This is a genomic window from Egbenema bharatensis FJBBOT/2019, assembly GCF_048077055.1.
Classification (GTDB): domain Bacteria; phylum Cyanobacteriota; class Cyanobacteriia; order Elainellales; family Elainellaceae; genus Egbenema; species Egbenema bharatensis.
The window spans coordinates 7,335,060-7,347,319 of the sequence record NZ_CP182236.1; the positions used below are offsets into that span (position 1 = coordinate 7,335,060).

5 protein-coding genes and 2 pseudogenes are annotated in these 12,260 nt (G+C 50.6%); 3 read left to right on the forward strand and 4 right to left on the reverse strand.

The window, feature by feature from the left end; genetic code table 11:
- Positions 1-15: 15 nt before the first annotated feature.
- On the forward strand, positions 16-3,006 hold the full coding sequence (locus ACM1PF_RS34115; RefSeq protein WP_416671001.1) for a type I restriction endonuclease subunit R: 2,991 nt from the start codon (positions 16-18) through the stop codon (positions 3,004-3,006).
- A 124-nt stretch (positions 3,007-3,130) separates the two neighbouring features.
- Here the strand turns inward: ACM1PF_RS34115 and adhE are convergent, their stop codons facing one another.
- The 3 genes from adhE to petB all read right to left on the reverse strand — a co-directional run bounded on the left by adhE (position 3,131) and on the right by petB (position 8,057).
- Positions 3,131-5,818 (reverse strand): bifunctional acetaldehyde-CoA/alcohol dehydrogenase, encoded by a 2,688-nt coding sequence (gene adhE, locus ACM1PF_RS34120; protein WP_416671003.1) that lies wholly within the window; start codon positions 5,816-5,818, stop codon positions 3,131-3,133.
- Between the two features lie 950 nt (positions 5,819-6,768).
- Positions 6,769-7,251 (reverse strand): cytochrome b6-f complex subunit IV, encoded by a 483-nt coding sequence (gene petD, locus ACM1PF_RS34125; protein ID WP_416671004.1) that lies wholly within the window; start codon positions 7,249-7,251, stop codon positions 6,769-6,771.
- A 137-nt stretch (positions 7,252-7,388) separates the two neighbouring features.
- Entirely contained in the window at positions 7,389-8,057 is a 669-nt protein-coding gene (petB, locus tag ACM1PF_RS34130; protein WP_106175020.1) for a cytochrome b6, read from the reverse strand.
- A 282-nt stretch (positions 8,058-8,339) separates the two neighbouring features.
- Between petB and ctpA the strand changes: the two are divergent.
- A pseudogene (gene ctpA, locus ACM1PF_RS34135) lies at positions 8,340-9,574 on the forward strand (carboxyl-terminal processing protease CtpA).
- Positions 9,564-10,824: pseudogene (locus ACM1PF_RS34140) on the forward strand (HD domain-containing protein). The pseudogenes ctpA and ACM1PF_RS34140 overlap by 11 nt, the downstream one beginning before the upstream one ends.
- A gap of 11 nt (positions 10,825-10,835) precedes the next feature.
- Here ACM1PF_RS34140 and ACM1PF_RS34145 read toward each other — a convergent pair.
- Positions 10,836-12,224 carry a bluetail domain-containing putative surface protein gene (locus ACM1PF_RS34145; RefSeq protein ID WP_416671006.1) on the reverse strand — a complete coding sequence of 463 codons (1,389 nt, stop codon included), beginning with the start codon at positions 12,222-12,224 and terminating at the stop codon, positions 10,836-10,838.
- Positions 12,225-12,260: the final 36 nt, after the last annotated feature.

A 12,260-nucleotide genomic window follows, 5' to 3' on the forward strand; every position in this document is an offset into this window, starting at 1 on the left:
GGAATCCTTGAATTTATGGATATCACCGAAAAAGCCTTTGAAATCCATATCGTGGATCATCTATGTCAGGTTCACGGCTATCGTTTGCGGGTATCCAAACAAAAAAACGACGCTAGAGACTCCCACTATCAAAAATTCCTGTGCCTCGACTGGGAAATTCTCCTAGAGTTCATCACCGCCACCCAACCCGACACCTGGAAAGCCCTCGAAAAACAACACGGCACCGCTACCGTAGGCGATAAGTTTCTCCAACGGCTCACCCGTGAAATTGAGCGGCGAGGCACCTTAGACGTGCTGCGTCGGGGTATCAAAGACTACGGCTGCTATTTCCAACTCGCCTACTTCAAGCCCGTCAGCACCCTCAACCCAGAGCATCAGATCCTTTATCGCAAAAATATCCTCAGCGTCGTGCGCCAGTGTCACTACAGCGCCGTTGAAACCAAAGACGCTCTCGATATTGTTATTTTTCTCAATGGGCTACCCATCTTTACCCTAGAACTCAAGAATAAGCAGACTGGGCAAACGGTAGATCATGCCCGTGAGCAGTATGCTAAAGACCGCCAGCCTAAAGGCGAACCCCTACTTCAATTCAAACGTTGCCTCGCCCACTTTGCCGTAGACGACGATGAAGTCTACATGACCACCCGCCTAGAAGGTAAACAAACCTACTTCTTACCCTTCAACCAAGGCAATAACGGCGGTGCAGGTAATCCACCGAATCCTAAAGGTTACGCCAGTGCTTATCTCTGGGAAGACCTCTTTGCCACCAATAGCATCCTGGAACTCATCGGCAGCTTCATCCACTTAGAAACCGATGAACGCAACGGTGTCAAAACAGAGAAACTGATCTTCCCTCGCTATCATCAGCGCAGTGCTGTACAGAGCCTCATTGCCCATGCTCAACAACAAGGCGCGGGTCAGCACTACTTAATTGAGCACAGTGCCGGAAGTGGCAAAAGTAATACGATCGCCTGGTTAGCCCATCGCCTCGCCTCTTTGCACAACGAGAAAAACCAGCGGGTTTTTGACTCCGTGATTGTAATTACCGATCGCCGGGTGCTCGATCGCCAACTCCAAAATACCGTCCGTCAATTTGAGCAAACCCCTGGTGTCGTTGCGGTCATCGACAAACACAGCGATCAACTTGTTGAAGCCCTGACCAGTGGCGCAAACATCATCGTCAGCACCCTGCAAAAATTCCCCATCATCGTTAACAAGGTCGATCAGTTACAAGGGCAAACCTTCGCCATCATTGTTGATGAAGCCCACTCCTCCCAAACCGGAGAAGCTAGCAAAAGCCTCAAGGAAGTCCTCCAGGCTCAAACTCTGGAAGAGGCGGAACAACTCGAAGCAACCGTACCTCCTACGGATGAAGACCTGATCAACCAAAACATGGAAGCACGGGGACGACAGCCCAACCTCAGCTTCTTTGCCTTCACCGCCACGCCCAAACAAAAGACCCTGGAGTTGTTTGGTACCCCACAACCAGACGGTAGCTTCCGTCCCTTCCATCTCTACACCATGCGGCAGGCGATCGAGGAAGGATTCATCCTAGATGTTTTGCAAAACTATACCACCTTTACCACCTACTTCAATCTGCAAAAGAAAGTAGTCGATGACCCCCATGTCGAGAAAAGCAAAACTATTGCCCTGCTCAAACGCGAAGTGGAATTGCACCAGTACACGATTGACCAGAAAACTGCCTTAATGGTGGAACATTTCTGGGAAACGGTGCGCCACCAAATTCCTGACAATAAGGGTAATGGACAAGCCAAAGCAATGGTAGTGACTCGTAGCCGTCTCCACGCCGTGCGCTATAAGCAAGCCTTTGATAAATACCTAAAAAATCAAGGTTATCCCATCAAAGCATTGGTCGCTTTTTCTGGCACAGTGAACCATCAAGGTTTGGATTATACCGAAGCCCAGATGAACGGCTTTTCTGACAAACAGACCGCAGAACAATTCAAAAAGCCAGAATACCGGTTTTTGATTGTGGCAGAGAAGTTTCAAACCGGATTCGATCAACCTCTCTTGCACACCATGTATGTGGATAAAACCATCAGTAAAGTTGCGACGGTGCAAACCCTGAGTCGCCTAAATCGCATATACCCACGTAAAACGGAAACAATGGTTTTAGACTTCGCCAATGAAGCGGATGATATTCAGTCTGATTTTCAGCCGTACTACGAAGCCACTTTACTGAGTGAGGGTACCGATCCAAACAAGCTCTACGATACCCAAGCCCTACTCCAAGAGTTTCGCCTCTACAGCGATGAAGAGGTTTCTGAAATTGCAGCCCTCTATCTCAGAAGAGGTGAAAAAGCCAGTCAGCTACAGCCCTTACTTAGAAAAATCGTAGGGCGCTATGAGTATATTCCTGAATCCGAACGGCGGTTAGAATTCAAGCATCGGCTCCGTTCCTATACTCGCCTCTACGCTTTTCTTTCTCAGGTCATTACTTTCAAAGATGCCGATTTAGAACAGCTTTATCTATTTGTCAGACTCTTGTTCCGTGCCCTACCTCAAGAGCGGGAGAAAACCAGCCTACGGGCAGCGGAATATGCTGATTTAGAAAGCTATCGCATCCAGAAAACCTTTAGTGGCAAAATTGGCTTACAGTCTGGAGCCGGAAACCTTGATCCCCTCTCTGATCTAGACAGTGCTGTGATAAAAGACCCTGAAAAGGCTGCCCTTTCAGAAATCATTGCTGAAATTAATCAGCGATTTGGAACTGACTTTACTGAAGCAGATCGCGTCTTCTTTTCTGAGTTAAAAACCCGGCTTTCAGAGAATGAAAGCTTGCAAGCCAGTGCTAAAGCTAATACAAAAGAAAACGTTCAACTCTTGCACGATGCCCTATTTAACTCTATTCTTCAGACCATGATTGACAGTAACTTCGAGATGTTCAAGCGGATTAATGATAACGAAGAATTTGGACAGATTATTAGAGCAAAAATTTTTGATCAGGTTTACCAAGAAATCTTGGATAAATTGAATCAATCATAATTAGCCCATTCTGATATGGGTCGTCGTTCTTTGATAAAGGCAGCCTAACTGCGGTGGTGCGGACGGAACAGAGGTTGTCGGCAAAACGCCAAGTTATCTGCCGCCGCACAACTTCACCGTTAATCTACACTGATGTCACCAGTCCATCATCATAAACCGCCTCCACCTGAGGCAGTCGAGCATCCACCCATCGCCCTTCATAGGCGATCAGGTATAGCTCCTTCAGATCCCGGATCAACGGATAGCGAGGATTGGTTCCCGTACACTGGTCATCAAAAGCTTGTTCCGCCATTTCCTCAACCTGAGCATAGAAGGTGTGATCGTCAATGTTCACCGCTTCCTTGATGGTTAACGGAATATCTAGCTGTTGCTTCAGCCGATCGATCGCCTCCACCAATCGCTCGATTTTCTCCTCATCCGTGTTTCCGCCCAGGCGCAGGTAATCCGCAATTTGGGCATATCGCCATTTGGCATTGGGATACTTATACTGCGGGAAGATCGCCTGCTTGAAGGGGACATCCGTGGCGTTGTAGCGAATCACATGGGTAATCAGCAGCGCATTGGCTAACCCGTGGGGGACGTGGAAGGTGGAACCCAGCTTGTGGGCCATTGAGTGGCAGATGCCCAGGAATGCATTTGCAAAGGCCATCCCGGCGATCGTCGCGGCATAGTGAACCTTTTCGCGCGCCTTCGGATTATTTGCGCCTTCCTGATACGCCGCAGGCAGATATTTCATCAGCAACCGAATGGCTTCCAGGGCTAACCCGTTGGAGAACTCAGAGGCAAACACGGAAACGTAGGCTTCCAGGGCATGGGTCAAAGCATCCACCCCACCGTAAGCCGTCAACCGTTTGGGCATCTGCATCACCAGTTCTGGGTCAGCAATGGCCATCGTGGGGGTCAGGGCATAGTCCGCCAGGGGATACTTGATGCCGGTGCGATCGTCTGTCACGACGGCAAAGGGAGTCACCTCTGATCCGGTTCCTGAGGTGGTGGGAATGGCCACCATGATTGCTTTCTGTCCCAACGGTGAGACTTCGTAGACGCGCTTACGGATGTCCATAAAGCGAGTCGCCAGGCCATCAAACTCCACATCGGGCTGCTCGTACATCAGCCACATCACCTTCGCCGCATCCATGGGCGATCCACCCCCGATCGCAATGATCACATCCGGTTGGAAATTGTTGATTTCTGCCAGCCCTTTATGAATGGTGGACAGGGACGGATCGGGTTCCACATCGTAGAAAATTTGGAATTTAACCTGAATTTCCTCCAGCACGGTCGCCAGATGATCAGTAATCCCCATATCAAACAGGGGCTTATCCGTGATGATGAAGGCCCGTTGGTGTCCTTTTAGCTCACGTAACGCCACGGCCAGACTACCGTACTTGAAATACACCTTCGGCGGCACCCGGAACCACAGCATATTTTCCCGTCGGGCTGTCACCGTTTTAATATTGAGCAGATGTTTGGGCCCAACGTTGACGGAAACCGAGTTATCGCCCCAGCTACCGCAGCCCAGGGTCAGGGACGGATCCAGTCGGAAGTTGTACAAATCCCCGATCGCACCCTGGGATGAAGGCGTGTTGATCAGCACCCGCGAGGTTTCTACCGCCGCCTCGAATGTATGAATGTGTCCTTTGTTGGCGGGATCGGTATACAGCACTGCCGTATGCCCCCGTCCACCAAAGGTTACCAGGGCTTCTGCCTTTGCCACTGCATCCTCAAAGTCTTTGGCACCGGTACATGGCCAGGATGGAGAAAGCTTTTCGTAGGAGAAGGGTTCCTGCGAGCCAATTTCCTCGACTTCGGCAATCAAAACTTTAGGCGGAGCGGGAATCAGGTTTACCCCATCGTTGGTGATATTGACCCTGGAAAGGGAGATTCCGGCCAATCGGGCGATCGTTTCTGGGGTTTGTCCCACCACTGCCGCATTCAAATGACCGTCCTTGAGCAGCACCTCTGCTAACTGTTGCTGCTCTTCCGCTGCCAGGAAATACGCACCTCGATCGCGGAACTCTGCCTTGACTGCTTCATAGACCGAATCCACCACAATCACCGACTGCTCACTGGCGCAGATCATGCCATTGTCAAAGGTTTTACTCAGCAGAATCGACGACACAGCCATCTTGATGTGAGCGGTTTCGTCAATCACCGCAGGCGTATTACCCGCCCCCACTCCGAGGGAAGGATGCCCCGATGAGTAAGCCGCCTTCACCATACCCGGCCCACCCGTCGCCAAAATCAGCTTAATATCGGGATGCTGCATTAACGCCTGGGATAGGGGAACCGTCGGTTGATCAATCCAGCCAATAATGTGTTCAGGCGCACCCGCTTCTACTGCTGCATTGAGGACAATTCGGGCGGCTTCGATCGAGCATTGCTTGGCGCGAGGGTGGGGTGAAAAGATAATGGCGTTGCGGGTCTTTAAGGCAATCAGTGCTTTAAAGATGGTGGTGGAGGTGGGATTAGTGGTAGGGACAATCCCCGCTAAAATTCCGACGGGTTCAGCGATCGTTTCAAATCCAAAGGATTGATCGGCTTCTAAAACGCCGCAGGTTTTTTCATTTTTGTATTTGTTGTAGATATATTCAGACGCGAAGTGATTCTTGATCACCTTATCTTCAACTAACCCCATTCCTGTTTCCTGCACGGCCATTTTTGCTAAGGGAATTCGTTGGGCATTAGCAGCCATTGCGGCTTTCTTAAAAATGGCATCAACCTGAGCCTGACTAAATGTAGCGAATTGTTGTTGAGCGGCTTTAACAGATTGAATCAGGGCTTGAAGTTCTTCAATGGTGGTGACTGGCATCAGATATGATCCTCTTGATAGGAAGCAAATACGAAGCAATTGAGTGGAGCAAAACTTGTTGAGCGGAATGAACCAACCGTCTAACGGAGTGGAAAAAGTCCTGTCGATTCAAAGCTAAAAAGTGGCAATCAAATCATTAGGTCAATGATTAGGGGGATAGTGGCTAAGTCTGTCAATGTTACTCGGTGAAATGTTACTCGGTAAAATGTTACTCGGTGAAATGTTACTCGGTAAAAAGTCAACAAACGATAATCACTACATCACCGATTCAGCTACGTGAGAGCCAGGAACTGAAGCACGTCTATATAGAACAAATGCGATCGGACAGTCAATACGAGCTTGATGTAGCCTGAGTTTTGATGTTCTCCTGAAATTCAACGTTCCGATCAAAACCAAAAACGGGGAAACTGCTTCAACCGAATAATGGACTTATGCAACCCTACACTTGTTTAAGTTGCGCTCCGTCAATGCCCTAACAACTCCATCCTATTGCCAGGATATCGAGTCAATCCAAGTTGATTGGGATTCGTTAGATTGGTTTAAGAAAGCAAAAATGCTGCACTAAACGGCTAAAACTTCTGTTGTGCTGAACACGGTCTAGCATTGCCACGCTGAGCAAACCCTTGATTCTGGCTTGCTACATTAAAAGAGCTTCGCCAAACTTAAATTAACTGTCGTAAAACAAACGCGGCAACGATGCCTGGGGTAAATCTCAGTTTTGCGATCGATTGACAGTCCCGCTGATGCTTGCGCTACGGATGGGGAATTGTCGGGATATGCTCTAGCCCAGCACTATTCGTTGATCAAGCTCCTGGAGCGGGTAAGGATCAGGTGAAATTCATACAAAAATAGACATCTGCGATAATCTCACCGTCCGATCGTGACTCAGAGATTATTACAGATGTCCAATATCAAACGGAACCCATTGAGCGCAGTGCTCCGTTTTAGTTCTAGAACAAGCCCAGCGTCAGGGACTTGTCGATCGGGAAGGTTGCACCGATTCCCAACCACAGCGTCACAACCGTTCCAAACAGAAATACCGTGGTCGCAACGGGACGACGGAAGGGGTTCTGGAACTTGTTCACGCTTTCAATAAAGGGCACCAGCATTAAGCCCAGGGGAACTGCTCCCTGACAGGCGACACCCAACAGTTTGTTCGGCAGAATCCGCAGAACCTGGAACACAGGGTACAGATACCATTCCGGCAGAATTTCCAGCGGGGTCGCAAACGGGTCAGCCGGTTCACCGATTAACGCTGGATCGAGTACCGCCAACGAAACCACGCAGGCGATCGTTCCCAAAATTACCACAGGGAACACGTAGAGCAAGTCGTTGGGCCAGGCAGGCTCACCATAATAGTTGTGGCCCATGCCCTTCTTTAACTTCTCACGCAAAACTGGATCAGCAAGATCCGGTTTCTTCAAGGTTGCCATGACTTCAGTGATCTCCTTATAAGCTCAGGTTCGACAAATGGGACGGGAAAAATGTATTGGTATATTTCTACAAGCTATCTCAGATCAGCTTACCGAACTGTGGTAGTCAATACCTGGAACATTTTCCACAACAGGCGTTACAACGGGCCAGAAATCCCTTGCTTGCGGATCATCAGGAAGTGCAGCAGCATGAAGACCGCAATCAGCCAGGGTAGAACAAAGGTGTGCAAGCTGTAGAAACGAGTTAGCGTTGCCTGACCGACACTTTCGCCACCACGGATGAATTCCACCATTAACCCACCCACAACAGGAATAGCACTGGGGACTCCAGATACGATCTTCACCGCCCAGTAGCCCACCTGATCCCAGGGGAGAGAGTAGCCCGTTACGCCAAACGATACCGTGATGACCGCTAGAATAACGCCCGTCACCCAGGTCAGTTCGCGGGGTTTCTTGAAGCCACCCGTCAAATAAACCCGGAAGACGTGCAGGATCATCATTAACACCATCATGCTGGCAGACCAGCGATGAATCGAACGAATTAGCCAACCAAAGTTAACCTCAGTCATTAAATACTGAACAGATTGAAATGCTTCGGTTACTGTTGGCTTATAGTAAAAGGTCATTGCGAAACCAGTGGCAAACTGGATCAGGAAGCACGTGAGGGTAATTCCACCCAAGCAGTAGAAAATATTGACGTGGGGGGGGACGTACTTGCTGCTGATGTCATCTGCGAGAGCCTGGATCTCTAGACGCTCCTCAAACCACTGGTACGCCTTCGAGTCGGTTACTTGCTTAGTAAACATGAAACAAATGTTCCAAGGGTATTATGTCTGTCAATAAATTTAACATAGCTCTAAGGTACATTTCATCTTGCCAGGCTTGAGTTGAGCAGGGTTTTCCAACAATTTTGATAGGATGACATCTTAACCCTATTCCTTCTCTCCCAGCTTAAAATTTGCCCCTGCTCCTTGAGGCGAAGCGTAATTCGCCCTTCCCCTGTTCCCTTGTATGGGCGAAGCGTGATTGCCCCTACTGCTCTACTCCCCCTATAGCCGTCAACTGCTCCTGCACTTTAAGATTGCATTATGAGACATCGGATTCTTCAAATAGGATTATTGTTACTGCTGCTGAGTGCTTTGCTGTTGGGGAACATGACCCCAGCCAATGCCTTTACAGAGGAGCAGCGACTGATTGGCGAAGTGTGGCGAATTGTCGATCGCGCTTACGTGGACGACACGTTCAACCATCAAAACTGGTGGCAGGTACGGCAGCGCACCCTGCGGCAACCCCTCAACGATCGGGAAGCAGCCTACGGGGCAATTCAGGACATGTTGACGAGCTTGGGTGATCCGTTTACGCGGTTGTTGAAGCCGGATCAGTACCGCAGTCTGCAAACCAATACTTCTGGCGAATTGACGGGAGTAGGGCTACAAATCGCCCAGGACAGCGAAACGGGAGAACTGCGGGTGATTGCTCCCATTGAAGGGTCTCCGCCGAACAGGCTGGATTGCTGCCCCGCGATCGCATTCTCAAAATTGATGGGATTCCGACGGTGGATCTAACTCTGGATGAAGCGGCAGAGCGGATGCGGGGAGCGATCGGCAGCAAGGTGATCCTCAGTGTGGTTCATGCCGATGCAACGGAAGTCGAAGAGATTCCAGTCGTGCGGGATCGAATCAGCCTGAACCCGGTGTACGCAGATTTGCGAGTTCTTCCTGAGGGCGAAAAGGTGGGTTACATTCGCCTGAGCCAGTTTAATGCCAACGCAGCGGTAGAACTGGAAAACGCCATTCAGCAGTTGGAGGCGGAAGATGCCAACGGCTACATTTTAGATTTGCGTGGCAATCCGGGGGGATTACTCCAGGCGGGAATCGATATTGCGCGGCTCTGGTTGGAGAATAGCACGATCGTCTTTACCGTCAACCGCAACGGCATTCAAGATAGCTTTACCGCCAGTGGAGCTGCCCTGACGGATGATCCGCTGATTGTGTTAGTGAATCAGGGAACGGCCAGTGCCAGCGAGATTTTAGCGGGCGCATTACAGGATAACGGTCGTGCTCGTTTAGTTGGAGAACGCACGTTTGGCAAGGGCTTGATTCAATCCCTCTTCAGCTTGTCCGATGGCTCAGGGTTAGCGGTGACGATCGCCCGGTATGAAACGCCTGCCCATCATGACATTAATCGTCAGGGGATTATTCCAGATCTGGTCGTGCCTCTCGATTCCATTACCCGTGACCAAATTGCAACCGCAGCCGATCGCCAGTATCAAGCCGCCATCGAGTTACTGACTCAACCCTCGGTGGTCGCTGATGCTGCCTAGCGTGGGACGTACCTATCATGATCCTTTGCACGGAGCCATTTCCTTAAGCCAGGGTGATCCGACGGAGGCTCTGCTGATTCAACTGATTGACACTCCTGCCTGCCAGCGTTTGCGGCGGATTCGGCAGCTCGGCGGCCAGCGTCACGTTTCACGGGGCAGAGTCTTCCCGGTTTACCCATTCCCTCGGCGTAATGGCGATCGCCCGTCGAGCCTTCGATCGCCTGGCCCAAACCCATCCCCAAATTCGACCTTACCGATCGGTAGTGCTCTGCGCGGCCCTGCTTCATGACCTGGGCCATGGCCCCTTCAGCCACACCTGCGAAGAAATCTTTGGCAGCCAGCACGAACATTGGACGCTACGAATTCTGCATGAGTCGGAACCCATTTTTCGCCTCATTCACGGCTTTGATCCAGCGTTGCTAGATCAGATTCAGCAGGTTTACCAGAAACAGCATCCGATTCCCCTGGTCTGGCAGTTGGTCAGCAGCCAGCTAGACTGCGATCGGTTGGATTATTTGATGCGGGATAGCTACTTTACTGGAGCTTCCTATGGTCGGCTGGATCTTGATCGGATCCTGATGGCTCTGCGGTATGACCCGGATAGTCAGCAGCTTGTGGTAGCAGAGAAGGGCATGGCAGCGATCGAGCATTACCTGATTGTGCGGTACTTCATGTATGCCCAGGTGTATAACCATCCCAAAAACCTGGCGGCCACCTGGGTACTGGAGCGCGCCTTTCATCGGGCCAAAGAATTGTTAGCCATGGGCAAGCTGAACGCGGATGAGATCGTGACGGCATGGCTTCAGCAGGACTGTAACCAACTGCCCTTACAGCAGTATCTCGATGCCGATGATGGTGTATTTATCTACCACCTTCAGCGATGGCAGCACCATGCAGATCCAATTTTGGCGGATCTCTGCCGCCGATTTATCGATCGAGATTTGCTCAAAGCGCTGGATGTCAGCCAGCTTTCCGATAACCATCAGCAGCAATTGCTAGAAAACGTCCAGCAACGGCTCAAACCCTTGGGACTCGAGCCGCTTTACTATACTGGACTCCGCACAACCCTCAGCCGGGGCTATACCCTCTACCAGCAGGGAATCAAACTCCTGACCAGTACGGGGTTACAGGAGATCAGCCAGCGATCGCCCCTGGTGCAAACCTTGATCCAACCCTGGCAGCGAAGCTGGCTCCTCTATCCCCGTGAAATCGATCCAGAACGTTTAATCGGATGGGCTAAAACTCGCTAGTCCAAGACTCACTAGGCAAAGTACTGAGCAGCTGGCAGCACACCACGACGTAAATCGCCAGGACGCACCTGAATGCCTGTCACTTCAACTAAAAAGTCATTGGCAGGGGAGAAGGAGCGATTGCCATCATTAACCGAGATGAACGATCGGCTGCCCATGCGGAAGAAGACTGCTTCATTGGGACGAAGGGCCTGGTTGCCTTTGCGTCGGAAGTCTTTGTCTGCATACGCGCTGCGCACTGCCCGATTCAGATTTCTACCTTTAAACCGTCCTGCATTAAAAAATCTTCTGGGACGTTCAATCGTGTCCAGATTGTTGTCAAAGTCGAGCTTGATGCGATCGCCCTCCCGCTGGTTGAAATCTGTAATCCGGGTCAGGCGACGAATTGTAGAAGTCCGGAGTGCCGCTCTCCGGTTGGGACCAGAGAAAATGAACAGGTCAGCACCACCGCCACCCGTTACATCTGCACCGACGGGAGCTGAACCAGGGGGGAGACCCGCCGCTCCACCGTCTGCAATGGGTCGTCCGGTGATCGGCGTAACTACGAGGAGGTCATTGCCGACTCCACCCACCAGGCTGGGACGAGCCGGATTGCTGCCCCCTGTTCCTGAACCAATTCCAGCACCACCACCAGTCGTTCCGCTTCCGCCTGAGCCAACCCCCCCAGTAATCAGCCGATCTTCAAAGGACACATCGATCGGAGTGCCGTCCAGCGTTGTTACTCTAAAATTATCGACTTCGTGAATGTTCGTTGCGGCTCCTGTGCCTGCGGCAAACCCAAAGCGGAAAAGGGGAGGCAATGCTTCATTTCCAGCATCGCGGATGTTCAGTTCAAGCACCTTTTCGTCGGGATCATCGGTTCTACCATTTCCGTTTAAATCTAATGAAACGGTGAGATTGCCATTTTGATCCAGCGTAATGTTAGCGGTCCGGCGGGAGTTGTCGCGGTTTGCGCCCGGAGCAATGTTATCGAGCTGAATTTGATTTAAGGACTCAGTTCCGCCCAGGTAGTTGTAGGCGGTTGCTTCACTGCCCCGCACAGCGATCGAATTGGATCTTTGTCCAGGGCCACCAATCCGTTCACCTAAAGTGGAAGAGAAGTTGCCAAATGCATCAAATCCAATTCCCAGATAGCCTCCCCTTAAGCCAGGCTGCTGAAATCCAATGTTTTGAGCATACCCCAGGGAACCTCCCAGCCCTCCACTCTGGGTCGGTAGTTGTGTGCCATCAACAAAGAAAAAGCTGATGCCATCACCACCAGTCGTTCCACCCAAGGAAGATGTTCCACCATACATAAAGAAATCAAAGGTGATGGAAAGCCCTTGATTGGAATCAACGGTATTGCGAAACAGTACGAATCCCGATTGATTTGCTTCAGCTTCTGTAAGTCTTAATACCATGATGTGTTGTTTTGAGTGTCAATAAAAAGATGGGTA

Excerpts from the sequence above, each read along its gene's own strand:
- petB (WP_106175020.1), bottom strand. The coding sequence starts at position 8,057 with ATGTTTACTAAGCAAGTAACCGACTCGAAGGCGTACCAGTGGTTTGAG.
- petD (WP_416671004.1), bottom strand. The coding sequence starts at position 7,251 with ATGGCAACCTTGAAGAAACCGGATCTTGCTGATCCAGTTTTGCGTGAG.
- ACM1PF_RS34145 (WP_416671006.1), bottom strand. The coding sequence starts at position 12,224 with ATGGTATTAAGACTTACAGAAGCTGAAGCAAATCAATCGGGATTCGTA.
- ACM1PF_RS34115 (WP_416671001.1), top strand. The coding sequence starts at position 16 with ATGGATATCACCGAAAAAGCCTTTGAAATCCATATCGTGGATCATCTA.
- adhE (WP_416671003.1), bottom strand. The coding sequence starts at position 5,818 with ATGCCAGTCACCACCATTGAAGAACTTCAAGCCCTGATTCAATCTGTT.